General features: G+C 36.1%; 24 protein-coding genes and 1 other RNA gene. 8 read left to right on the top strand and 17 right to left on the bottom strand.

Translation table 11 applies throughout. From position 1 onward, the window contains the following. Positions 1-16: 16 nt before the first annotated feature. Together ygiD and LNQ34_RS22500 are read right to left on the bottom strand one after the other, a co-directional pair. The gene (gene ygiD, locus LNQ34_RS22505) at positions 17-847 is read right to left on the bottom strand and encodes a 4,5-DOPA-extradiol-dioxygenase (protein WP_202702996.1); all 831 of its coding nucleotides are present in this window, start codon (positions 845-847) and stop codon (positions 17-19) included. An 82-nt stretch (positions 848-929) separates the two neighbouring features. Next, positions 930-2,354: an ATP-dependent DNA helicase gene (locus LNQ34_RS22500; RefSeq protein ID WP_017496659.1), complete on the bottom strand. Its 1,425-nt coding sequence runs from the start codon at positions 2,352-2,354 to the stop codon at positions 930-932. A gap of 245 nt (positions 2,355-2,599) precedes the next feature. Between LNQ34_RS22500 and LNQ34_RS22495 the strand changes: the two genes are divergently transcribed. Both LNQ34_RS22495 and LNQ34_RS22490 read left to right on the top strand, forming a co-directional pair. Further along, positions 2,600-3,421, top strand: coding sequence for a DUF3822 family protein (locus LNQ34_RS22495; RefSeq protein WP_230001367.1), 822 nt, complete (start codon positions 2,600-2,602; stop codon positions 3,419-3,421). Then, the gene (locus LNQ34_RS22490) at positions 3,418-4,023 is read left to right on the top strand and encodes an RsmD family RNA methyltransferase (protein WP_017496661.1); all 606 of its coding nucleotides are present in this window, start codon (positions 3,418-3,420) and stop codon (positions 4,021-4,023) included. Before LNQ34_RS22495 ends, LNQ34_RS22490 begins: the two co-directional genes overlap by 4 nt. A gap of 90 nt (positions 4,024-4,113) precedes the next feature. Here LNQ34_RS22490 and LNQ34_RS22485 read toward each other — a convergent pair whose 3' ends face one another. Continuing rightward, positions 4,114-6,228 carry an outer membrane beta-barrel family protein gene (locus LNQ34_RS22485; RefSeq protein ID WP_230001366.1) on the bottom strand — a complete coding sequence of 705 codons (2,115 nt, stop codon included), beginning with the start codon at positions 6,226-6,228 and terminating at the stop codon, positions 4,114-4,116. 407 nt (positions 6,229-6,635) lie between these two features. Between LNQ34_RS22485 and LNQ34_RS22480 the strand changes: the two genes are divergently transcribed. Then, on the top strand, positions 6,636-7,994 hold the full coding sequence (locus LNQ34_RS22480; protein ID WP_230001364.1) for a sensor histidine kinase: 1,359 nt from the start codon (positions 6,636-6,638) through the stop codon (positions 7,992-7,994). A gap of 10 nt (positions 7,995-8,004) precedes the next feature. Further along, positions 8,005-8,694: a response regulator transcription factor gene (locus tag LNQ34_RS22475; protein WP_230001362.1), complete on the top strand. Its 690-nt coding sequence runs from the start codon at positions 8,005-8,007 to the stop codon at positions 8,692-8,694. Between the two features lie 30 nt (positions 8,695-8,724). On the opposite strand, the gene LNQ34_RS22470 is transcribed toward LNQ34_RS22475, so the two are convergent. The 4 genes from LNQ34_RS22470 to rnpB form a co-directional block, all read right to left on the bottom strand. After that, positions 8,725-9,270 carry a DUF3575 domain-containing protein gene (locus LNQ34_RS22470; protein ID WP_230001360.1) on the bottom strand — a complete coding sequence of 182 codons (546 nt, stop codon included), beginning with the start codon at positions 9,268-9,270 and terminating at the stop codon, positions 8,725-8,727. A 141-nt stretch (positions 9,271-9,411) separates the two neighbouring features. Beyond that, on the bottom strand, positions 9,412-10,329 hold the full coding sequence (locus tag LNQ34_RS22465; RefSeq protein ID WP_230001358.1) for a ketopantoate reductase family protein: 918 nt from the start codon (positions 10,327-10,329) through the stop codon (positions 9,412-9,414). A gap of 296 nt (positions 10,330-10,625) precedes the next feature. After that, positions 10,626-11,879, bottom strand: coding sequence for a cation:dicarboxylate symporter family transporter (locus tag LNQ34_RS22460; RefSeq protein ID WP_230001356.1), 1,254 nt, complete (start codon positions 11,877-11,879; stop codon positions 10,626-10,628). 31 nt (positions 11,880-11,910) lie between these two features. Beyond that, an RNA gene (rnpB, locus tag LNQ34_RS22455) (RNase P RNA component class A) lies at positions 11,911-12,230 on the bottom strand. Between the two features lie 284 nt (positions 12,231-12,514). Here rnpB and LNQ34_RS22450 point away from each other — a divergent pair. Further along, entirely contained in the window at positions 12,515-12,808 is a 294-nt protein-coding gene (locus LNQ34_RS22450) for a hypothetical protein (protein ID WP_026110008.1), read from the top strand. A gap of 236 nt (positions 12,809-13,044) precedes the next feature. On the opposite strand, the gene LNQ34_RS22445 is transcribed toward LNQ34_RS22450, so the two are convergent. The 4 genes from LNQ34_RS22445 to LNQ34_RS22430 all read right to left on the bottom strand — a co-directional run bounded on the left by LNQ34_RS22445 (position 13,045) and on the right by LNQ34_RS22430 (position 14,625). After that, complete coding sequence (locus LNQ34_RS22445) at positions 13,045-13,338, bottom strand: type II toxin-antitoxin system RelE/ParE family toxin (RefSeq protein WP_230001355.1); 294 nt, start codon at positions 13,336-13,338, stop codon at positions 13,045-13,047. Next, complete coding sequence (locus tag LNQ34_RS22440) at positions 13,331-13,579, bottom strand: type II toxin-antitoxin system ParD family antitoxin (RefSeq protein WP_230001354.1); 249 nt, start codon at positions 13,577-13,579, stop codon at positions 13,331-13,333. The genes LNQ34_RS22445 and LNQ34_RS22440 overlap by 8 nt, the downstream gene beginning before the upstream one ends. 98 nt (positions 13,580-13,677) lie before the next feature. Continuing rightward, positions 13,678-14,127: a nuclear transport factor 2 family protein gene (locus LNQ34_RS22435; RefSeq protein WP_230001353.1), complete on the bottom strand. Its 450-nt coding sequence runs from the start codon at positions 14,125-14,127 to the stop codon at positions 13,678-13,680. Positions 14,128-14,226: 99 nt separating this feature from the next. After that, positions 14,227-14,625, bottom strand: a complete 399-nt coding sequence (locus tag LNQ34_RS22430) for an NIPSNAP family protein (RefSeq protein ID WP_230001352.1) — start codon at positions 14,623-14,625, stop codon at positions 14,227-14,229. A gap of 285 nt (positions 14,626-14,910) precedes the next feature. Between LNQ34_RS22430 and dnaX the strand changes: the two genes are divergently transcribed. Next, positions 14,911-15,996 carry a DNA polymerase III subunit gamma/tau gene (dnaX, locus tag LNQ34_RS22425; RefSeq protein WP_070908854.1) on the top strand — a complete coding sequence of 362 codons (1,086 nt, stop codon included), beginning with the start codon at positions 14,911-14,913 and terminating at the stop codon, positions 15,994-15,996. 287 nt (positions 15,997-16,283) lie between these two features. Beyond that, entirely contained in the window at positions 16,284-16,628 is a 345-nt protein-coding gene (locus LNQ34_RS22420; protein WP_081603534.1) for a DNA polymerase III, read from the top strand. A 4-nt stretch (positions 16,629-16,632) separates the two neighbouring features. On the opposite strand, the gene LNQ34_RS22415 is transcribed toward LNQ34_RS22420, so the two are convergent. From LNQ34_RS22415 to LNQ34_RS22390, 6 genes are all read right to left on the bottom strand, one after another. Beyond that, complete coding sequence (locus LNQ34_RS22415; RefSeq protein ID WP_230001351.1) at positions 16,633-17,214, bottom strand: NAD(P)H-dependent oxidoreductase; 582 nt, start codon at positions 17,212-17,214, stop codon at positions 16,633-16,635. Positions 17,215-17,276: 62 nt separating this feature from the next. Next, positions 17,277-17,837 (bottom strand): Crp/Fnr family transcriptional regulator, encoded by a 561-nt coding sequence (locus LNQ34_RS22410; protein ID WP_230001350.1) that lies wholly within the window; start codon positions 17,835-17,837, stop codon positions 17,277-17,279. A 17-nt stretch (positions 17,838-17,854) separates the two neighbouring features. Beyond that, the gene (locus tag LNQ34_RS22405; protein ID WP_230001348.1) at positions 17,855-18,436 is read right to left on the bottom strand and encodes a TMEM175 family protein; all 582 of its coding nucleotides are present in this window, start codon (positions 18,434-18,436) and stop codon (positions 17,855-17,857) included. 181 nt (positions 18,437-18,617) lie between these two features. Beyond that, entirely contained in the window at positions 18,618-19,508 is an 891-nt protein-coding gene (locus tag LNQ34_RS22400; RefSeq protein ID WP_026110010.1) for a Ppx/GppA phosphatase family protein, read from the bottom strand. Between the two features lie 47 nt (positions 19,509-19,555). Next, positions 19,556-21,625, bottom strand: a complete 2,070-nt coding sequence (ppk1, locus tag LNQ34_RS22395; RefSeq protein WP_202702710.1) for a polyphosphate kinase 1 — start codon at positions 21,623-21,625, stop codon at positions 19,556-19,558. A gap of 5 nt (positions 21,626-21,630) precedes the next feature. Next, a complete protein-coding gene (locus tag LNQ34_RS22390; RefSeq protein ID WP_017496680.1) occupies positions 21,631-22,116 on the bottom strand; it encodes a SixA phosphatase family protein in 486 nt (161 codons plus the stop codon). A 501-nt stretch (positions 22,117-22,617) separates the two neighbouring features. Here LNQ34_RS22390 and LNQ34_RS22385 point away from each other — a divergent pair. Continuing rightward, positions 22,618-25,647, top strand: a 3,030-nt coding sequence (locus LNQ34_RS22385) for a choice-of-anchor L domain-containing protein (RefSeq protein ID WP_230001346.1), incomplete at its 3' end; no start/stop codon positions are given.

Below are 25,647 nucleotides of genomic sequence, written 5' to 3'. Positions count from 1 at the left end.
GATTCACAAAATCGCATTACATTATTTTCACCGATGTCATGCTCAAAGAACCTGCTAATAGTTTATCATTAAACAAACTAAGTTCTTCCGACTTTTCTTTTAATCCTAAAGTATATAATAATGGCAAATAATGCTCGGGAGTAGGAATTGCCAATTGGGTCGCTTTATTCATTTTTTCGAAGTCAATCAAAGGCTGAAAATTATCGTTTAATAAGTGACTGTTGATGGTTTCCCTCGCTTCAATTGCCCAATCGTAACCGTAATTGTCTTTATCAAAGTTCCTGAAATCGACCAATCGCAAATTATGAACAATGTTTCCGCTTCCAATAATTAAAACTCCTTTGCGGCGTAAGGATTGTAGTTTTTGTGCCAACTCAAAATGATATTGTCCCGACTTTGTATAATCAATACTCAACTGAATCACAGGAACGTTCGCTTCCGGATACAGATGTTTGATCACACTCCAGGCACCATGATCCAGTCCCCAGTGCTCGTCTAAATCTACCAGCACAGGTTCTAATATTTTTTTAGTCTCATGGGCCAATTCCGGACTTCCTTTTGCAGGATACTGCACCTCAAAAAGGGCTTGAGGAAATCCTCCGAAATCATGAATCGTTCTGGGCATTTGCATCGCTGTTACTTTGGTACCATTGGTAAACCAGTGAGCCGAAATACACAAAATAGCATTGGGCTGCGGCAATGTTTTTGCGAGATCCCGAAAACCGGTTACAAATTGATTTTCTTCAATCGCATTCATGGGACTCCCGTGTCCCAAAAACAAAACCGGCATTTTATCAGTATTCGAAAACGAAGACGAAATCGAATGTAAGTCGTTTAGTGTTGTCATAGTAAATGGTTATAATATAAATTTCACAGATCTTACCAATACTAAATCTAAAAAATTCGTGACAATTAGTGAAATTCGTGTTTTATTCCTCGAAACTCTCGTCCTTAAACCCTATCAAATATAACTTATTTTTAGCACGTGTCATAGCCGTGTACAGCCATCTGATGTAATCGCGATCAATTCCGTTTGGCAAATACGGCTGTTCGATAAAAACCGTATTCCATTGTCCACCCTGCGATTTATGACAGGTAATCGCATAGGAGAATTTCACTTGTAAACCGTTAAAATATTCGTTTTCTTTTACTTTCTGAAACTTCTTGTATTTGGTACTTTCACCTTCATAATCTTTCATTACTTCCTCATACAAACGATTGGATTCTTCGTAGGTTAAGGATGGAGATTCACTTTTTATGGTATCTAAAATCAATACCGTTTCAAACGGCTTTTGGTCGGGATAATCGACCATTCTGATTTTTACTTTTGCAAAATTAAATCCGTACAATTCTTTGATTCCAAAAAGCTCTAGAACTTCGATAATATCTCCATTGGCAATAAATCCTGCCTCATCTGTTTCTTTCAGCCAGAAATAATTATTCTTAACCACCATCAAGAAATCTCCTGCCGACAGTTCACTTTCTTTAAATAAAATTCTGGTTCGGATTTGCTCGTTATACTGATTGGCTCTTTTATTCGAGCGAACAATAAAAGCGGTATCTTCAATACTGTAATTACTGTAAGCCATATTGATAGCATCCTGAATGTCATACCCGTCCGTCAATCGAACAATGTCTTTGAATCCTCTAACATTGAACCTAAATTCGGTAATAAAACTTTCCTTCAGCAATTCTCTTAGTTCTGTCGCATTGAACAAAATTCCTGAACTTTCTTCCTGACGCATGACCTCGTCCAGCTCGATATGTTCGACTTCTTTACCATAGTGAATCCCTAAAGTATGCGTATCCAAAGCCGGGCTAATATCCATATTTACAGGAGGAAGCTGAGCAGTATCTCCTAAAAGAATCATTTTACAATTGGTTCCCGAATAGACATAGGTAATCAAATCATCCAGCAGTGATCCGTTATCGTATAATTTTGAATCGGAATTATTATCAGAAATCATCGAGGCCTCATCGACGATAAAAATGGTGTTTTTATGTTTATTGAGCTGTTTGGTAAAAGCTACACCTCCACCGGAAGATTTTTTCGGAAAATATATTTTTTTATGAATCGTAAATGCGGGTGTATTTGAATAACTGGCGATTACCTTTGCTGCACGTCCCGTTGGCGCCAGCAAGACAAACTTTTTATTAATATCCCCCAAATTGTTCACTATGGTTGAAATCACAGTTGTTTTTCCCGTTCCCGCATATCCTTTCAAAACAAAAATGGTGTCGTTAGCCGGTTCGGTTAAAAAAATAGCGATTTTTTGAAAAAAAATATCCTGCTTATAAGTTGGTGCAAATGGAAACTTTTTTTGCAAAACGCCGTAAAACAATGCTGAATTCATAGGGTAAATTTAAGATACAAAGTTCGTCTTTTTAAATGGCAATGCCAATTTAAAATTTTTACCCCGGCAGAATTTATAAAGAACCCCAAATTTATTTTTCAAAAAAAAACTTTTCTTAACTTTCTATTAAAATGAATGTGAAATTGTTTTTTGAAATTGCAATTATTATTGTTCCTTTTTAATTTGTAAGTTTGTGGTCGCCTAAAATTCCTTCTTGAAAAACAGGTAACGAATTGTAAATCAATATGTCATTACAAAACACTAACATCACTTCAAAAAATTACAAAAAGCTTTCTATTCAGGTTTCTCTGACCGGATTGTCATTTTGTTGTTTTGACACTTTAAATAATACGGTTACTTCTTTAAAAGAAATTCATTTCGATACGTTTCATAAAACGACTAAAGTGGAAGAATTGTTTGGAGATGCTTTTAGAAATCACCCGGAACTAACGGAAACTTACGACGAAGTTTTAGTGATTCACAATAACAATCTTTCTACTTTTGTTCCAACGGCTTTGTTTGATGAAAACTACCTTGGAAGTTACCTGCAATACAATACAAAAGTTTTCGAAACTGATTTTTTTGCTTACGATCAGATTTCAAAATACCAAATGAATGCGGTTTATATACCCTATGTCAACATCAACAATTTTTTCATCGATCAGTTTGGCACTTTTGACTACAAACATGCCAACAGTATTTTAGTCGAAAAAATTCTGGACGCTTCAAGAAACAATGACGATAAAAAAATGGTCGTTAATTTCAACCCCGGTCATTTTGAAGTGATTGTAGTCCAAAATCAAAAACTATTATTGTTCAATTCATTTGAATATCAAACACCTGAAGATTTTATTTATTATTTGCTTTTTACTGCCGAACAATTAAGTTTGAATCCTGAAAGTTTTCCGCTTGAATTATTAGGTACAATCGACCAAAACGATGCATTTTATGCCATTGCATATAAATACATTCGTCATATATCCTTTTTGGATGTAAGCACCTTACAGCAAAGAAATAGCTTCACCACAGCCGAAAATCAAAAACATTATATCTTATTCCAATCATGAGAATTATTTCAGGGAAATACAAAGGACGCCGCATTTTTCCGCCAAAAAACCTTCCTGTAAGACCAACAACCGACATGAGTAAAGAAGCATTGTTTAATGTTTTGAACAATCATTTTAGTTTTGACAGTTTAAAGGTTTTGGACTTGTTTTCAGGAACCGGTAACATCAGTTTTGAATTCGCCTCCCGCGGAAGTGCTCCAATTACGTCAGTAGACGGTGATTTTGGATGCGTAAAATTTATCAAGCAGGTTTCGTCAGAATACGATTTTGACATCGCGGCAACTAAAAGTGACGTTTACAAATTTCTGGAAAACTGTAAAACCTCCTACGACATTGTTTTTGCCGATCCTCCTTATGGATTTGACCAGGCAGCATTCGAGAAAATTGTGGTAACGGTTTTCGAAAGAGAATTACTTCACGAAGACGGTATGATGATTATCGAGCATTCCAAATACACCAAAATGGATCATTTGAGTAATTTTTCTTTTCAAAAAAGTTACGGAGGATCTTTCTTTAGTTTCTTCGAATTGAACTCCACTGATGATGACGAAGAATTGCCAGACGATTCCTCTACTAAAATAACAGAAGAAGACGAAGGCTAAACCTCGCTCTGCCCATACTGTCATATCGAGCGAAGTCAGAACATTTTAAGTTTGAAACTTCGCTCAGAAAGACAATTTCACAGCGCTGTTTTATCTTATACGATCTGAATTCTCTTCCATCCTTTTTCCTTTGAATTCGGATTCCTTTACTTTTCCAAAAGAATACTTTACAGAAACTGAAATCTCATGTTCATCAATCAAATATCTTGATTTCGAACTGATATTGTTAATGGTAAAAACTTCTGCTTCTGTTATACTTTTAAACACATTATTAAAACTTAGGGCACAGCTCCAATTTTTAAAGAACGTTTTAGAAACCCCTACATCTACGACCGTTCTAGCATTTCTTTCAAAAACTCCTTTGTACTGCTTTGCAATTGTCCTGAAACCAACCGCTACTACATAATCTTCTGGAAGCCTAAATTCGTTATTGGAGTAATAATAAAAATAAGGTTTTGAAGACCTGAATACGGCCGAAGAATCTTCAATTTTCTCTGAAACAAAAACCAATGAGTTTGTAGTAGTCCAAAATCTATAGGTGAAAGGCAATTCAAAATCAAGAATCAAGGCGGACTCTTTCTCAAAATTCACATCCTTAAAAGTCATGACATTGAGTTCCTTATCAAAGAAAAAACTATTATAAACCGGGTTTGTATTTTGATAATACGTTAGCTTCACCGATTTATCATGGTATTGAAAAGTAGACGAGATTTCGTTGACAATCGTGGGATCTAAATTAATATTTCTGGCATATAAAAAGTACGGATTAATATAGGTTGTTCCCTGACTTAAAGAAGAATAATTAGGTCTCGAGATACTTTTGGCATAATTAACACTAATACTCTTTAAGCTGTCTATCGGAAATGAAAGCTGTACTTTAGGGAAAAAATTAGTGTAATTTTTACGGATTAGAGGCGTCAAATCTGCTTTAAATTTCCCGTCCACATTTGTATTCTCAACCCTTACTCCAACGGAAAATTCGACTTTCTTAATTTTTCCTGAAAACTGACTGTAACCTGCCAAATTTTGCTCTTTAAAATCGTATTGACTAAATTCCCTTTCATCATTTTCATAGTATAACACATCAAAATCTGATTTAGAACTAGCAGAAGAATACAATCCTCCCATTTCAAATTTCATCTCATTTTTAAACTTCTTTTCAGCATCAATTCTACCCGAAAAGACATTCACCTTGAATTTTTGATCGCGAAGCTGCGCCCATTCAAATGGAGTTTCGTTGTACTTATTCTTAACATTACTCCACAATGCCTGATCAAAATTAGACCACTGTAAACCAGTAAAAACCTGTGCATCAATAGCTTTTATTTTTTTATTATAATTCAAAAAAGAGTTTACAAAATTCTTTCGGGTATCATTATCACTGTAAGTCAACACGTTGTTTTCTATCTCTTTATTCTTATTATAAGTTAAGGTATGAATTGGAAAAATATCTTTCTGAAGCTTACTGTTCACACTAAACGAAAAATAATCATCTTCATTTATCTGATAAAACAAACTTCCTCCAAAAATGAACTGTCTTTTTTGGGAATAAGCGGTCACATCATATTTAGACGCGATTTCGGCATTGGGAATTTGGTAATCAATACTGTGATTTTCCCAGGGCTGTAATTGATTGTAATTAAAATTAGCCTTCCATTCCAGTTTGTTCTTTTTAAAACTGGTATTAAATCCAAGATAATTATTGTACTTTTTCTTAAAAGAAGCGACCTCAGTAATCTCAGTTCTAAAACTGTCTTTTTTACTAAATTTCCTTGCAATCAAAATTACAGAACGTCCTTCAGCCTCATATTTAGAAGAGGGATTCTGAATAATTTCGATCGTTTTAATATCAGCTACGGCCAAAGCATTCAAATCATTCATTCCCACTTTTTGATTGTCGATATAAATTAAAGGATTCCCTCTGCCTACAACAGAGATACTTTCTCTATCTGAACTGATTTGAACAGTTGGCAACTTTGCCAGTAAATCGACTGTATTGGGAATCACGTTATAAATAGAATTGGCAACATCGACTTTTACATTTCCGTTTGTATTGGTAAAAGTCTTTTTATTCTGAGCAATCACAACTTCATTTAACGCATTTGAAAGACTGTCTTTTGGGATCTCGCTTTGTGCATATCCCGTTAAAGAAAATAAGAACCAAAAGAGAATTAAAAAAAGTTTTACCAGCAAATTAATGTTCATTTTAGGTTTGATTTTAGTTTATAGTCCTGCAAAAATGCTTCTAAAAAAGAATTATGAAAGTTAATTGAAGGTTAATGCGGAGTTAATGTGATTATTGTCTGACAAAAGCATTATTTTTGGATTGAGAATAGCCAGCGTATTTGCGTCAGTTTAATAAATAAATTCTCATCACGCTAATTAAAAAATTATAAAACGCATAGATACATAGCTTTTAGGTGACGTAAAGGAGGCAAAAAAGAAATATCTTTCTTTCACATAAACGATGCGTATTTTAAATAAGTGAAACGTCTTTTTTTAGGCAAACAAAACAATTTTTCTATATATTAAAACCATTACAAAGGGTTAAATAAAACAAACCCGCGTAAACCAGTTTAATCTGTCATATCAGTGTGCCAACAAAACAACTCATGAAACAAAGAATCAATTTACTAATAGCATTTTCGGTCATCGCTCTAATTGTTTTATCAACAGTGCAATGTTATTTGGTAAAAACAACTTACGATTATAAAGTGGCGCAGTTTCACACTGAAATTAAAAATAAAATTGCCGGTATCTCTAATGATTATAGCGACATAGACTCGGTAATAGTCGCCAAAAAAGAAGCACTTTACCAGCAATTATCCGAAAATTACATTCAGGGAAAAAACAACAAGTTTGAGATCAAAAAGTATATTCTGGAAAATGAATATAGCGACGCTTTGACACAAAAAATTCAGAGCAAGTTTAAAAGAGATTTACCCGAGTTAAAATTAGATTTTGCGATTGTCCTGAATAAATTTGTTCTGTACCCAAACCACGCAAAAGCAGACACCATTTTCTCTGAAAAACCTTTTATCCAAAACAAACTATACGGAAATCTGATCTCCTTAAATCATGCCTTTTTAGTTCGGAATTATGTTGGAACTACCAACGGAACTTATGAAAATAAGAATTACAAATTATTGACTGAGGATTCGATGTACGTTTCGGTAATCGACTGGGAAATGATCATTTTAAAACGAATGACTTTCGTTCTCATTTTGTCTTTACTTTCTATAGCAACCCTAATAACTCTTTTTTTTATTGCTATAAAAGCATTAATCAAACAGAAGAAGGCCAACGATGTTAAAACCGATTTCATCAATAATATTACCCACGAACTTAAAACCCCATTGACGACATTAGGCATTTCGACCAAAATATTGGAGCGAAAAGACATTCGGGATAATGACGAGAACTTTAATGCTATCGTCAATACCATTTCACGTCAGAACAATCGTTTACAAAATTTGATTGACCAGGTGATGGCCAATTCGCTGGCCGAAAACGGAATCGAATTGCAAAAAGAAAATATCGAAACCGAAAATTTTCTATTGACGATCGTTAATGATTTTAAAATCACCTATCCGAAAATCGACATTAAAACCAATTTTCAGACGCAGAAAACAAGCTTGTATCTGGATAAATTCTATTTGACCACTGCTCTTTTGAATGTTCTGGAAAATGCGGTAAAATATGGCTCCAACTCCATTACACTAAAAACAAATCTGAACCAAAATCAATTTTCAATTAGCGTTGAAGATGATGGAATCGGAATTGAAAAGAGCAAACAATCGCTTCTTTTTGAAAAATTCTATCGCGTAGAACAAGGAAATCTTCACAATACAAAAGGTTTAGGATTAGGATTGTATTATGTTGATCAGATTATAAAAGCGCATCAGGGCACTGTTAGCGTTGTGAGTGATCTTGGAAAAGGAACTCAGTTTACTATTTTATTAAAAGTTTAATTCCCTTATTTTGAAAAAATTACTTTTAGCCGAGGACGATTTTGATTTTGCCGCAATTTTAAAACAATATTTAGAATTGCATCAATTCGAAGTCATCTGGGCAGAAAATGGAGAAATAGCTTTAGACTATTTTTCAAATCAGACTTTTGATATTTGTGTTTTGGATGTCATGATGCCAAAATTAGACGGATTTTCACTGGCCGAAAAAATAATTACAATCAACCCTGAGATTCCATTTATTTTTCTCACTGCACGAAAATTAAAAGAAGACAAAATCATCGGGTTAAAACTAGGCGCAGACGATTATATCATAAAACCTTTTGAAGTAGACGAACTCATTCTGCGTTTGCAGAATATTCTAAAAAGAATCGAACAAAAAAGGAGTCTGGATGGAAACAACATAATCGAAATTGGGTCTTATATTTTTGATAACGAAAGACTAACCCTAAACAACAAAAATCATGTCCAGCAGCTTACAGAAATGGAAGCTTCTCTTATTGAGTATTTGTATCTGAATCATAACCAGTTATTAAAGAGGGACCAAATTTTAATGTCGGTCTGGAAAAAAGATGATTATTTCTCAGGGCGAAGTATGGATGTTTTTATTAGCAGACTCAGAAAATATTTTAATTCCGATCCAAAAATCAGCATTGAGAGTACCCGAAATATTGGATTGGAATTTAAAATAGAAAAACCTTGATTTAGCCAAGGTTTTTCTATTTTTTTGTGCTTATTTTCCAATAACCCAACCTAATGTAAAATTAACTACCGGAACAAATTCGGTATCGTATTGATCAATATTTATTCCGGGACCCAGATTAAATTCCATATTGAATTTTCGTTTGTAAGTTCGCTGCAATCCCCAAAGTACCGCAATGGTTGTTGATGGTGCATATTCTCTATACCTCTCGTTAGTAGAAACCGTTCGAAAATTATACTGGGCATTTAGAGCAAAAAAATTAGCCGAGTTATGAGCTGTACTCTTTCCTTTTTTAGCTCTCTTTTTAAAATTGTAATAATGGCGAAATTGCTCACTGATTAACGGGGAAAAATAAACGTTTGACTCGTTATAGAAACTGTTATAACTGTAACCAACCCCTAAGCTAATTTCTGAATAGAGGGTGTTATTAGCCGTAAATCCATGCTCATAAACGAATCCCGGAGCGATCATATTTATTTTGAATTGATTTTTTTCTACCGACGGTACTTCATCTTGCGCCTGAATGACATTGGTAATAAGAACAGATAAAAATAAGAACAGATAATTTTTTTTCATTTTGGTTTTTAACTTAATTGCTTCAAAAATAAGATAAAAACAACAAAATCAAACTTAAAAAAAAAGAAAGCATTTTCTTATAATTAAAAAAATCCCTTAACTCATTTGTAACTAAGTCTGGACTAGAAACAAACCCAAAATTTAAGGCAGCAATACATTAGAAATTTTTTCGTACAATGGCGTTTTTACGCCATATTTTTTCCCTTCATTCAACACAAACTTAGTAAGTGAAAGGGCTTCGGTACTTTTACCTGCCAGTAGATCTCTATGCATCGATGATGTAGCTTCGCGTGGTGATTTTTCTAACTTAAGTACAGTCTGATTTACAATATCATCCGGCAGCTGCAATCCTTTCGCTTTGGCAACCGCATCAATTTCATGCACCAATCCCACATAAACCGACATGGCATCTGGATTATCCCGAATTTCACCAATATTCTGATTCAGATAGGAAGTTGTTGTAGCCAATGCTGAAATAAAAATAAACTTCTCCCATACCGTTTCTTCAATATTTTCTACCAAATAACTTTCAATTCTGGCCTGCTGAAAAATTCCTTGCAATTCTTCTAATTTTGAAACAGAAACCGTCTTAGAACCAAAAAACAGCTTTTCATAAAAACCCATTTTTCGGATGGTTCCGGGTAAAGTAATCATCGAAATGATATAGACACAGCCTTGCAGTATGTCGTTCTGAGGGAATATTTTCTGAATGCGTTCCGGAGCATCAACTCCATTATACAAAGGAAGAATAACCGTTTTAGCCACAATACAGCTTTGAAGTGAACCCAAACTTTCCTCAATGTCATACGTTTTGGTTGCGCAAATTAAATAATCCAGTTCACCAATTTCCTCGGGATTATTTGAAACTAGTTTTGGATGCACAATCATTTCTGATTCATCGGTTACTATTTTCAATCCGCTATCAGCAATAGCTTTTTGTGTGGCGCCACGAGCAATAAAAATCACTTCGACTTCATCAGATTTATAATAGGCTTTCGCCAAAAGTCCGCCGAAATAACCACCTACTCCACCGAGTCCTAAAATTCCAATTCTTTTCATAAAAATTCTATTTAACAAATTCTAAGTTTCAAATTACAAGTTTCAAGTTTCAAGTTTCAAGTTTCAAGTTTCAAGTTTCAGGTTTCAAGTTTCAAGTTTCAAGTTTCAGGTTTCAAGTTTCAGGTTCCAAGTTTCACATCTCACACCTCACATTTAACATTTCTCTTTCTGATAAAAAAATAACACGCGGATGGCACGGATTCACCATGTGAAAACGCGGATTGATACGGATTTTACATTTGACAATCCACAACTCACAACTAATAACTAATAACTCATAACTCACAACTAATAACTCATAACTCAGATAAAACAGGATCCAGATTCAGCTCTGTAAAATCGCGTTCTGTTTTCGAAATGATAATCGTTGCCACTGTATTCCCAATCAAATTGGTAATCGCTCTGGCTTCACTCATAAACTTATCGACTCCCAGTAAAAAAGCCAAACCTTCAACCGGAATTTTATGCAAAGCCGTTAAAGTCGAAGCCAGCACAATAAATCCGCTTCCGGTTACCCCCGCGGCACCTTTTGAGGTAATCATCAAAATTCCGATAACACTTAAAATCTCAAAAAAACTCAAATGTACGTCATACAGCTGCGCCAGAAATATCACCGACATCGACAAATAAATTGACGTTCCATCTAGATTAAAAGAATAACCCGTTGGAATCACCAATCCCACAACTGATTTACTGCATCCCATTTGTTCCAGTTTCACCATAATACTCGGTAAAGCTGCCTCAGAAGAGGAAGTTCCCAACACGAGTAAAAGTTCCTCCTTAATATATTTCAAAACAGAGAGAATCCTGATTTTATAATATCTCAAAATGCTTCCCAGAATCAGAAAAACAAAAAGGGCCATCGTCAAATACACACACAACATCAATTTCCCAAGCGGAATGAGGGTTTGTAAACCAAACTTCCCAATAGTGTAAGCCATACCTCCAAAAGCACCAATAGGAGCGAGATACATCACATATTTTAATCCAAGGAAAACCACATTCGAAAAACGTTCTAAAATCAGAATCGTCTGTTCTCTTTTTCTATAAAAATTCAATGCAATACCACAAACAATAGCCGCCAGTAAAACCTGCAGTGTAAAATTGGACAAGAAAAACTGCAGCCAGGAAAAATGCTCCGCAGCATTCGTTGTATATTGACTGGCATCTCCCAAAGTCAAACTGGATTTGTCGATTTTACCGGGTTTAAAGAAATAAGCTACCGCCACACCAATGGCCAAAGCTACAGTCGAAACCACTTCAAAATAACCTAGTGCTTTAATTCCAATTCGGCCCACTTTTTTCAGGTTTCCCATTCCGGAAATTCCCAAAACGATCGTCAGAAATATAATCGGCCCAATAAAGAGTTTGATCAATGCAATAAACTTAGCTCCCAGTATTTCCATTTTCACACCATTCGCGGGCGAAAAATGACCGAGCAAAATTCCGGCAATAATGGCAATAAGAACCCAAAAAGTAAGATTCGTAACTATAAGCCTAAAAGTGCTTTTTTGGGGTTGTTTTGAAGATTTTGGAGTAGTTATATTCATGAAGGTAGATTAGAGAGTTTCACAAATATATAAAAAATGCAGACCTATAAGCCGGATTCTGTCCCCGATAAATCAGGGCCTTATCATTTATCTAGATTCCGCATTACTGCGGAACTCAAGCTACCTACCCTTCAACAACGGACGAGAAGCCCTTAAATGCTGATATACTTGGTATTTCACCGCATAGAGTTTACCTGGTTTCACTACAGCATTACCTGTACATACTTTCTGTTGCACTTGTCCTAACTCCGATAAATCGGAGCCGACGGGTGTTACCCGCTATGCTTCTCTGTGGTGTCCGGACTTTCCTCCCTTCCGATCAATCGGAACGACGATAAGGCGGTCTGCGCGGCAAAAGTAACACTTTATCTACTAAGAACCAGTTTAAAATTTATTATTGATTTCCTTATTATGATTTTCGGCTACAACTTCGTTAAATTTTTATAGAATAGCAGCGCTATTCTATAAAAATCTGCCTTATTTCACTCAAAAATCCTCTAATAATAAATCTCAAGAATAAATTTCAAACTGGTTCTGAATAATGATTTTAAATTTTAGATTTTCGCTCCATTTTCATAACAATTTAATTTTAAATTGGTTATCTTTAAAACCCATAATTTTAAAATTCAATTATCATGACTAGAATGTATCACTACGCAACTGTTTCAAAAGCTTTAGATCAATTGAATGAAAAAGGATTTACGTTTGATTTTAACTTAAACTCAGACCTGATAAAAAAGAATCCTGAAAAATTTGAAATTGTTCATGTGTATCGATACGAAGGGAATTCAGACCCCGGCGATGAGGCAGTTGTATACGGAATTAAATCAATCTCAGGTAAAAAAGGGGTTTACGTCGCAGGTTTCTCTGCCGATTCCGATCAGGAAACGGTAAAGTTTTTATCTGATTTAAGTATTAAGGGAAGGTAATTTTCGGGAGCTGATCCCGCTATCCGCTTTATCTTTTCCTTGCTAAAGGGGCAAGAAAAAGGATACCGCTCCTATCGGGGCTAAGGCTGATGGTTTCATAAGAAAGTTACGCTTAAAAAAGATGTCTTCCCAAGGAACGAGAAACAGCTGTAAACAGCTCGTCAAAGATTAATAATTTTCTTGACAGAGCTTAGCATTAGGAGTCTCCCGTTTCTTGAGAAGGCATAAAATAAAAATCAAAACTTACTTTTCAAATCCATTCTTTCATGAAGGATTCTCACAATCTCAATCTCACTATCTGAAATAATTCGATAAAAAAGAATATGCCGATTTGTTTTAAAACCAAGCAATTTTTCGGTTACCATATCATATTTTCTTCCAAGACCTGGATCATCCGCAACTTCCTGACAAGAACTCAAAAGCTGCTCATAATATGTATCAGCCTGATTTTCTGACCACTCCTCAAAAGCATAATTCCAAATTTCAGCTAAATCTTCAACCGCTTTATTCGTTAAATAATACTTAGCCATTTCTCTTGTTTGCTTTTAAACTTTCGAGATGTTTCCTGGCATCAAAATTCTCTGCACGACCACTGTCCAAACCATCCTGAACTGCTTTTTTTAAAAGAAGCAAACGATTTTCTTCTTCCTCTAAAAGGCGTAATGCAGCTCTGATCACTTCACTGGCATTTTTGAATCTTCCCTGAGAAAGGCTATTTTCAATGAAGTGCTCAAAATGATCTCCAAGCGATATTGATGTATTTTTTCCCATAATTTTTTATTCAGTACTGTAAAGTTACCAAAAATTGGTAACTTATACCTTAACGGAACAAAATCATTGCAAAATTTTCTTAAAAAAAAGAAAAACATCTACTCATGCTGCGTCACATCATTGTACTGCCAAAGCACATTTATGATTTTCCATTCCCCATTGGTTTTTACAATATGCATGTAATCAATCCAGGCATCGGCCAGTAATTTTACTGATGCTGTTCGTGCCGAAACATCCAATAACTTTATTTCCTTTCTGGGGTTTTTCGGGAATTTGTCTCCCTTCGCATTATACGTTTCCGCAAGAATCACCATATTCTCTGCAAAGTATTCTGAAATATAATCTTTCTGAGCGGCTTTGCTTCTAAAGACAGATCGTTTTACCAATCTGGGATGCAAAGCACTTTCCATCAATTTAGGATTTGGATGGTGTTGCGCCTCGATGTAAGCCAAAGCCACACGTTTGATATCAAGCGAATCCTGAGCGGTTTGTGCCTGAAGAGCAGACGAAAAAAATGCAAATACAATTACCAATAAATAGTTTTTCATAAAAATTAAGGAGTTAAAATGAGATTGCGGCTAAATTTACCAACGAGACGCACGTTTCAAATATTTTGAAGCAAAAGCAACTTAAAAAAAGCAGGACAATCATTTTGGAGAATAGTCCGTCTTTGTCAAAATCCGGTCTTCAATATTCCCCACTACATTACCATATTTTGCTGTAAATTCTTTTTTAATCGCTATCCATTCCGGATCACTTTTAAAACCTTCCCAGGCTTTTTTCATAGTAGTTTCGTCCGGCCATTCCAGAAAATAAACAAACTCTGTTTTTTTGTCCGATTTGGATTCCCAGATGGAGGTGATCTTAAAATTATACTTCATCATGATACGCATGGCGTGATCGCGAAACCGTTCATGGAACTGATTTTTATTGGACTCAAAAATCTCATAAATACGCAGTTGATAAACCGGCTTGTCTGAAGCTGCAGTTTGAGATTTCACAATAAATGTGGTAACCAAAAGCAAAGTCGAAAAAAATAATTTCATATCCGGCAATTTTAATTGGTTTTAGATTTCCCTAAAGGATTGCATCAAAAATATAAATTTAAACCTGAATTCTGACCAATAGGTCGTAATCAGTTTCATAAGAAAAAGTTAAACATGAAAAGCAAAAAAAATTATATCTTCCGTTTTTTTTCAGTGCCAAAATTTAATTTCTAAAACGTTACTTTCTCATATTCAAAACACTCAAAAACAACTCCAACATTTATCGATTTCAGATTTGTGATTTGGCAATTTTCAGCCTATATTTGCTAACGAATAAAACAGAATATGGAACAATTTGTAGTATCGGCACGTAAATATCGTCCACAAACATTTAAAGATGTAGTGGGACAGAAAGCCATTACCAACACTTTGTTGAATGCTATTGACAGCAATCACCTTGCTTCTGCTCTTTTATTCACCGGACCGCGTGGTGTTGGAAAAACAACCTGTGCACGTATCCTGGCCCGTAAAATAAACCAGCCCGGATATGATGATCCAAACGAAGATTTTGCTTTTAACGTTTTTGAGTTAGATGCCGCTTCCAACAACTCTGTTGATGATATTCGTAATCTGATTGATCAGGTTAGAATCCCACCGCAAACCGGACAATATAAAGTGTACATCATTGACGAGGTCCACATGTTGTCTTCTGCAGCTTTCAATGCTTTTCTTAAAACATTGGAAGAACCACCAAAACATGCTATTTTTATTCTGGCTACCACAGAGAAACATAAAATTATACCAACGATTTTATCTCGTTGTCAGATTTTTGATTTCAAAAGAATTACGGTAAAAGATGCTAAAGAACATTTAGCTGACGTTGCTGCAAGTCAGGGAATCAATTTTGAAGACGATGCCTTGCACATTATTGCTCAAAAGGCTGATGGCGCAATGCGTGATGCCTTATCAATTTTTGACCGTGTGGTTTCGTATTGTGGAACGAACTTAACACGTCAGGCGGTAACCGAAAACCTAAACGTTTTAGATTACGAGACTTACATTAGTATCACCGATTTACTTTTAGAAAATAAAATTCCGGATCTTTTACTGGCGTACAACGATATCCTTGCGAAAGGTTTCGATGGACATCATTTTATTGCCGGACTGGCTTCGCATTTCAGAGATTTACTGGTCAGTAAAACTCCTGCAACAATTGCTTTACTTGAAGTAGGCGAACAGGCGCAGCAAATGTATGGTGTTCAGGCGCAAAAATGTTCACAGGATTTTCTACTCAAAGGCATTGACATTGCTAACGACTGCGATTTAAAATACAAACTAAGTCAAAACCAACGTCTTTTGGTTGAACTGTGTTTGATGCAATTGGCCTCTATCAATTTTGATGGAGAAAAAAAAAAGTTGAGCAATTCATAATTCCCCCTACTTATTATAAAAATGGCGGATATTCTATAGTTGAAGTCAAAACTGCAAAAGCAGAAGCTACTCACACACCAGAAACTGCCACTCCACAAAATGAACAAACTGCTTCAGCACCGAAAGCGGAAGCTCCAGCAGCTCCTCAGCCTGAAACAAGTACAGAACCCAAGGTTTCTGCCTTTTCTTTATCCAGTATTCGCAAGAAAAAAGAACTGGAAGCCAACAATAAAACGGTTGTAAAACCGACTACTGAACTGCCTACGGAAGAATTTACAGAGACGGAAATGTTGCTGCAATGGAACAAATATGCTCAGCGTTTGGGTGATAAAGGTCATAAAATTATGCAGTCTTTATTGTTGATCAATGACCCTAAATTAAACGGAACAGTAATTACGTTTGAATTACCCAACGAAGGTTCTAAACTGGATTTTGAAGGTCAGATGTATGGGCTTTTAGGGCATTTAAAAGGTCATTTACACAATCATGATATTACCATTGAGGCTCATGTTAATGAAACCATTCAAATTAAACGCAGTCTTAACGATCAGGACCGATACAATCGCTTTCTGGAAATCAACCCAAACATCGAACTTTTACGTTCAACATTTGGATTGGATTTACCTTCTTAACGTTCTATTTCGTAAGCAATCCCCAATCGTATACTTTTTGAAGCCATTTTTTTCTTTGCGTTTCATCGGCTGTTTTTATAATTCCGATATAACTCACTTTTACCGGCTTGATCCCACAAAATTCGAGTGTAGCTTTTTTAAGCTGGTTAACACTTGGTCTTCCGTAAAACAATCTGTAATACCAGCCGGGCTGATCTAAAGTGGTTATAATATGCGCGGTTTTTCCTTTTAATAATTTGTCCCACCAAACCGAATTTTCCCGATATTGAAAAGCCATCCCCGGTAAAAACAAACGATCAATAAATCCTTTAGTAATTGCCGGCAAACCACCCCACCAAACCGGATGAATCCAAACTAAATGGTCTGCCTTTTTAATCTTCTCCCAAGACGCCAGAAGATCAGGCTCCAGCTCGATACGTTTTTGATAGCCAAATTGCAAATTCGGATTAAAATCCAGCTTTGCAATTGTAATTGTATCCACTGTGGCTTTCGAAGCGATTGCCCCTTTAAAATAAGATTCTGCAATCGCAAAATTAAAACTAGATGGGTTTGGATGACCGTTGATGATAAGAATATTTTTTCCCATTTGTATATTTTTTTTGAAACAAAAATAATAGGAAAACCTCTCTTGGGAACCGGACAAATGTCCTATAAAATTGCTTTGCGAATTCGACTTAGATGCCTTGGAGTAACCCCCAGATAAGAGGCCAGATATTGAAGCGGAATCAGCTGAATATAATTTTTATGATTTTGATAAAGTTCTTCATAGCGCTGAGTCCCTGATAATTTTTGAAAAGAAACCATTCTTTTTTGCAACGCCACATACTCCATTTCTGCAATTTCACGACCCACTTCCTGCCAATAAATACTGGATTGATACAGTTTCTCTATCCCATCTTTACTGATGACTTCAATTTCAGTATCGGTGAGTGCCTGAATATTTTCTTCAGCAACTTTTTGTGTAATAAAACTCGAAAACGATCCCATAAATTCGTTTTCAAAAGCAAAACAATTGGTAATCTCATTGCCTTGGTGATTGAAAAAGAAGGATCTTAAAATTCCTTTTTTGATCAATACAATTTCACTACAAACCTGATCTTCTCTCAATAAAAAATCACCTTTTTTAAGTTTTCGGACTGTAATTAAATCATCCAACTGATCTAATATTTCCTGCGGTAAATTCTTAATGGATTGAAAAACTGATTTCATTATAAACTCAAAATAAATTAATTTTTAGAGGCAAAAACTTTCTCTATCCTTTTGTCCGGAATGAGCCATAATAAAGCAACAATAAAATAAGCTGCACCTGAAATCCACTCGTTATAAAACGAAAATACGATTCCAAAAATATACAAAACAGAAGAAGTATGTCCTTTTAAATCACGCCCTATCGCTTTTGCCAATGTCGAATTTGCTCCTTCATTGATAATTATAATGCGTTGCAAAATAAAATAAGCAATGGAGCATAAAAGCAATACAGTTCCATACAAAGCCATCGATGCTTTGGCAAAGTTATGTTCGCCCATCCAACCAGTTGCAACAGGAATTAGGGAAAGCCAAAAAAGCAAATGCAAGTTGGCCCAAAGAATTTTTCCATTTACCTTACCCAGGCTATGAATTAAATAATGGTGATTGTTCCAGTAAATACCCACATAAACAAAACTCAGAACATAACTTAGAAATTTAGGAATTAGCGGTTTTAAATCGGCGAATTCATGACCTGCCGGTACTTTAATTTCTAAAATCATAATGGTCATAATAATAGCCAAAACACCATCACTAAAAGCCTCAAGTCTGGTTTTATTCATTTATTGTATTTGTTGGTTAACATTTATTTTTGCCACAGATTCAAAAGATTTCTAAAGATTTTTTTTGCCACGAATTTCACAAATCTCCACCAATTTATTCTTTGATATTTGGTATGAACAAATTATGCAACTGCTTCAACTGTTCACATCGCACGAATCGCGGCAAAAAAAGTTGACATCCCTAAATCTTACCGTAATACATCGCTTTTACGATTCCGTCAGAAAGTCCGATTTTAGGAACGTAAATCTGGCGTGCACCACTCCATTTCATAGCATTCAGATAAATTCTGGTAGCGTGAATAATTACGTCGGCACGATCTGAGTTTAATCCCAATTCGGCGATTCTTTGCTCATAACTTAAGGAGTTCAGAAAAGCATATTGTGAATTGATATAAATGTACGAAAGTGGTTTTTCCTGCTGTTTCCCGGACATTTTAAACAGTTTATTGATGTTTCCACCCGAACCAATCAGGGTCACTTCTTCATAATCAGCGGTATTGGTTTTGATCCATTTTTCGATTTCATCCCAAACTACATCGTGCACCATATTATTTAACAAACGAACGGTTCCGGCTTTAAAAGATCTCGAATTGATCATTTTTCCGTCAGAAAATAAGGTAAACTCGGTACTTCCACCACCCACATCCACAAAAAGATAAGTTTCATCTGTTTTTAGGAGATGATGTAAATCGGTCGAAGCAATAATTGCGGCTTCTTTTTTACCGTCAATAACTTCTATTTTTATATCGGCTTTTTTCTTGATTAGTGCCACAACTTCCTTCGCATTATAGGCCTCGCGCATTGCCGAAGTTGCGAACGCCATATAACGTTCTACTTTATGTACTTTCATCAAAAGGTTGAATGCTTTCATGGCATCCACCATTCGGTCTATATTTTCTGCTGAAATTTCTCCTACGGTAAAGGCATCTTGTCCCAAACGAATTGGCACACGAACAAGCGAACTTTTGTTAAATTGGGGTTCTTTTCCATCTTGTTCTACAACATTCGATATCAGAAGCCTCATGGCATTCGATCCAATATCTATCGCTGCAAATTTCCTTATATTAATCATGCTCACTTATGATTTTATTTTTTATTGTTTTTAATTAATCGCTTACGCTACACCACTTCTTCCTGAACTGTTATTTTATTCTGATAGTACTTATACGTTTCTAACTGTGCTCTAAATGGAGCGTGATGGTTTCTAGGCTTGTATTTATTATCCAGTTTATAGGAATGATATCTCACTTTGACATTCCCTTTCCACGCAATATTAAAATTATCTATTAGTTCTTTCTTTATTTGAAGATCATAAATTGGACAAGTAACTTCGACTCTTCCGTCAAGATTTCTAGTCATAAAATCGGCTGATGAAATGTATACTTCGGTCAATCCGGCATTTCCAAAAATATAAACCCTTGAATGTTCCAGATAGTTATCAACGATACTTATTGCTTCAATATTTTCACTCATTCCCGGAATTCCCGGAATTAGCGAACAAATCCCTCTTACCTGAAGTTGAATCTTAACTCCCGCATTACTGGCTTCATACAATTTATCGATCATTTTAAAATCGGACAAACTGTTCATTTTTAATTTAATATGTGTTTTTCTACCAGCCAGCGCGTGCAAAATTTCACGATCGATTAATTTGATAAATTTTGTTCGGGTATAATGTGGGGATACTATTAAATGTTTGTATCGGTGCACTCGGTAATTGATATCAAAGAACTCGAATATTTTAGAAATATCTTTCAGAATTTGCTGATGACAGGTAAACAAGGTTACATCGGTGTAAATTTTAGCCGTCGATTCGTTAAAATTTCCGGTTGAAATAAATCCGTAACGACGTGTTTTTCCTTCTTCTACTCTTTCGATCACACAAATTTTACTGTGTACTTTTAGACCTTTAATTCCAAAAATCAAATCAATTCCTTCCGTTTGCATTTGCTCGGCATAGGAAATATTCGATGCCTCATCAAATCGTGCCTGAAGTTCGATCTGAACCGTTACTTTTTTACCATTTTTCGCAGCATTAATCAAGGAACTGATAATCTGTGAGTTTTTTGCCAAACGGTATAAAGTGATTTTTATACTGGTAACTTTTGGATCCAGGGCAGCTTCACGTAAAAACTTTGTCAGATAAGAAAATGACTGGTATGGGGCATGCAGAAGATAATCTTTTTTACTGATCTTTTCTAAAATACTTCCTTCCAGACTCAAACCCGGAATTGGTAAAGGTTCGTTTGGTTTGTACAGTAAATCGTATCGGCCTAAATTAGGAAAACTCATATAATCACGTCTGTTGTGATAACGCCCTCCCGGAATTATACTATCGGTTTCAACGATTTTCATTTTATCCAAAAAGAAACGCAATGTATCTTCTTCAATCAAATTATCATAAATAAAACGAACGGGCTCTCCTATTCTTCTGTCTTTTACGGATGATGCAATTTTTTCAAGCATACTTTTACTCAAATCGCTGTCGATATCCAACTGGGCATCACGCGTAATTTTGATCATATGTGCCGAAACACTTTTGTAATCGAAAATATTGAATATGTTTTTCAGATTGTAACGGATAACATCATCAATCAGTATCACATATTGTTTATCATCTTCTGACGGCAGCACTACAAACCTGTTTATCGTTTTAGGAATTTCGATAACAGCATAGCGAACTTCGTCATTGGTATTCATTTCCAGACGAACTGCCAAATATCCCAAGGTATCTTTAAGAACAGGAAATTCTGCCAGATCATTTAAGATGATGGTTACCAATTCAGGGCTTAACTTCTGAACAAAAAAGTCTTTCAGATAGCTCTCCTGATCTCTTGTAATTTGATCTTCATTGATAATAAAGATATTTTCGGCTTCCAGTTCTGCTTCGATATTTCCCAAAATACGCAAACTTTCAGATTGCTGCTGAATAACAATTTCGGTAATATCTTTAATTAATTGGTGCGCTGAAACACCACCTAAATATTTTTCACCGGAAATCCCTGAAAGGCTTAATCGTCGAATTGCAGCATAACGAACTCTAAAAAATTCATCTAAATTGTTTGAAAAAATTCCAACAAAACGCAACCTGTCTAAAAGTGGAACTGAATTATCTCCGGCTTCCTGAAGTACTCTTGCATTAAACGCTAACCAACTTTTTTCTCTATCGATATATTTCTGTTCGTACACTTTATCTATTTTAAATCTTTGGGGAAAATTGTTTTATGAGTTTTACCTTTATGAATGCTGTCCCAGCTTTCGGCATCAAACTGTAGTGATACAAAGCCTGACGTAGGTACATTTTCGATAAAAACATCCCCAAATTTATTAACAAAATTTGTAATAGCCTCGTTATGTCCAAAAAGAATAACGCTTTCAAAACTATTATCACATGATTTGATAACTTTTTCGAGTTGTCTGTCATCAAAGGTATAAAGGTCGTCTTTAAAAATGATACTTTCGAGAGGATATGAAATATTCTGTGCAAAAATGAGCGCTGTTTCCAGAGCCCTTGCAGCAGTACTACTCCACATTATATAAGTTTTAGGAAGAAACTCTAAAATTGTAGACGATACATCGTGTGCGTCTAAAATGCCTTTTTTCATTAAAGGTCTATCGAAATCTTTTAACGGAGCTTCCCAACTTGATTTTGCATGGCGTATTAAAATTAAGTTTTTCATAAGCAAAAGGTTTACAAACTTCTTAAGTGAAGATGATTTTTTTATTGAACTTCTAATTTACAAAAGAAATTCTAAACCTTTTCATTTTTTTACTTCTGTTAACATTTAAACAAAATTTTAACAAAGAACGCCTAAGTCTAAAATCTCAAAAATCAAAAAAAGAAGAATCTCTCTTTTTAGCAAAAAGTGTTCTTCATCTATTAAATCAAGCACTTAGTCGATAGTAGTAGTATTCTCAAAAAACAAGATAAATAATTGAATATTAAATATTTAAACCATTTTTAAAATTCTGTTTTTAATGGAAAATATAAATTTCAGAGCCTTTTTTATTTATCAAAAATGTCTAAAAAAAGTGTTTTTTAACGCTTCATTTAACAAAAAAAATACACTTCAACGAGTTTTTAGGTTAGTTACGGAGAAAAAAAATCAAAATTAATTACACCTTATAACTTTGGTTCTGTTAAAATATCACAAGTACTTCAAAAAACAAAATCCTAAAATATGAAAACTAAAACTACTCTACAAGAAGTGGGAAATTTCATTAAATGTGGTACCTATTTTTTCCCGTTTCACAAAAATGCTCAACAAGATGCCTTTTCCAAAATTAGTTTAAAATCATTTTTAATTTTAATTTTAGGATTAGCCCTGTATTCTTCGGCAGTTGTTGCTCAGGAAATCCCTGTTAGATATGGAAATACTCTTCCATATAGCAAGGCAACCTCAAAGACAGCAAAAACAGCAGCTTCTACAGAGGCCGTTAGTGCACTGGCAGCTGTTGCCGGCTCTATTGATGTCGCCAATTCCTCAACAGGTTATAATGCTTATAGTGCGGATCAACTTGTTCGCAATATCTTAACCTCTGGCTGTTTGACCATAAGTAATGTTCGTTTCGGTTATTACAGAAATAACAACAACACCTGGACCTGGGTCAACCATACCTGGTCTGCCACTGCTGGAGACCGCCAATTGGGTTATTTCAGCAAGGGAACCTCAACTTTTCCTATCGACGAAGGGCTTCTTTTATCAACAGGTAAAATTAGTTCTGCCATGGGTCCGAATACGTATACCAACAAATCGGATGAGATGGTAAATGAAGCAAATGATCAGGATTTGAGTGCCATCTCTGGTAGAACGATGCGTGATGCTTCTATATTAGAATTCAATTTTATTCCGGATGGAAATCTAGTAGAATTCAAATTCGTTTTTGCATCGGAAGAATATCTGGAATATGTAAACACACAATTTAATGATGCCTTTGGATTCTTTTTAAGTGGTCCTGGAATTACCGGAACCTATACCAACAACGCGATCAATCTTGCGCAATTGCCAAACGGTGATGCCGTAACCATAAACAACATACACTCTGCCGGAACCAATGTAAACAATGTTGCGTTTCCTGCTGTAAACGATTCATACTATGTAAACAACCCTCCTGCTTCTACAACCATGGAATATGACGGCTCAACAGTTGTTCTTACTGCTACTTATGCTGTTACGCCTGGACAAAATTATAAAATAAAAATGGCTATCGCCGACGCATCAGATCAAAAATGGGATGCCGGTGTATTTTTAAAAGCAAAAAGTTTTGCTACAAACACTTTGGTTATCACTAATCCTGCGCCTGTATGTGTAAATGGGACTGCAAACCTTACTTTACCAGCCGTTACCGCAGGAAGTACTTCAGGGCTCACTTACACCTATTGGCAAGATGCAGCTGCTACTATTCCGTACAATACCCCAACTGCAGCGCCAGTAGGAACTTATTACATTAAAGGTCAAAACACACAATCCGGTTGTTCTGATACAAAACCCGTTGTTGTAAGTCAAACTAACATTGTGATAACAGAAACTGCCGCTTCTCATGTTGACGTAAAATGTAAAGGAGGAACAACAGGTTCTGCAACGGTAACTGCTTCGGGAGGAAGCACGCCTTATACCTACTCCTGGAATACAACTCCGGTACAAACCTCAGCAACGGCTTCTAACTTGGCTGCCGGAACTTACACTGTAACCGCTACTGATTCTAAAGGATGTACCGGTACCAAACAAATCATTATTACAGAGCCGGCTGCTGCCTTAACCGCTACCACATCACAAACTAATGTGGCCTGTAATGCCGGAACAACAGGTTCTGCAACGGTAACTCCTGCCGGAGGAACTACGCCTTATACCTACTCCTGGAACACAACTCCAGTACAAACCTCAGCAACAGCTTCTAACTTAGCTGCCGGAACTTATACAGTAACCATTAAAGACGCCAATCTTTGTACGATTACTAAAACTTTCACAATCACAGAACCAACAGCAATAACGGCTACTACTTCGCAAACCAACGTACTTTGTAAATCAGGTACAACAGGTTCTGCAACGGTAACACCTACCGGAGGAACCGGAGCATACACCTACTCTTGGTCACCATCTGGAGGATCTGCCGCAACCGCTTCTAACTTAGCTGCCGGAACGTATACTGTGACGATTAAAGATGCCAATCTTTGTACCATCACTAAAACTTTTACCATCACTGAACCTGCAGCTGCTTTAACCGCAACTACTTCGCAAACCAACGTGCTTTGTAAATCAGATGCAACGGGATCTGCGACAGTTACACCTGCAGGAGGCACAGGAGCTTATACTTATTCCTGGTCACCATCGGGAGGATCAGCCGCTACGGCTTCAAACTTAGCAGCCGGAACGTATACCGTGACGATTAAAGATGCTAATCTGTGTACGATTACTAAAACTTTTACTATCACAGAACCTTCAACTGCATTAACGGCAACTACTTCACAAACCAACGTACTTTGTAAATCAGATGCAACGGGGTCTGCAACAGTAACCGTTTCAGGAGGAACAGGAGCCTATACGTATTCCTGGGCACCATCCGGGGGATCAGCCGCTACGGCTTCAAACTTAGCTGCCGGAACTTATACGGTAACGATTAAAGATGCAAATCTTTGTACCATCACTAAAACTTTTACCATCACCGAGCCTTCAGCTGCTTTAACCGCAACCACTTCGCAAACCAACGTACTTTGTAAATCAGATGCAACAGGATCTGCAACGGTAACAGTTTCCGGAGGAACAGGAGCCTATACTTACTCTTGGGCACCATCAGGGGGATCAGCAGCAACGGCTTCAAACTTAGCTGCCGGAACGTATACTGTGACGATTAAAGATGCTAATCTTTGTACCATCACTAAAACTTTTACCATCACTGAACCTGCAGCTGCTCTAACGGCTACTACTTCACAAACCAACGTACTTTGTAAATCAGATGCAACAGGATCTGCAACAGTAACAGTTTCAGGAGGAACCGGAGCCTATACGTATTCCTGGGCACCATCCGGGGGATCTGCAGCAACCGCTTCTAACTTAGCTGCCGGAACGTATACCGTGACGATTAAAGATGCTAATCTGTGTACCATCACTAAAACGTTTACCATCACTGAACCTGCAGCTGCATTAACGGCTACCACTTCGCAAACCAACGCGTCTTGTAATTCAGGAGCAACAGGGTCTGCAACAGTAACC

Origin of the sequence: Flavobacterium lipolyticum, assembly GCF_020905335.1 — a bacterium.
GTDB lineage: Bacteria > Bacteroidota > Bacteroidia > Flavobacteriales > Flavobacteriaceae > Flavobacterium > Flavobacterium lipolyticum.
This window is presented reverse-complemented; position numbering and strand designations above follow the sequence as displayed.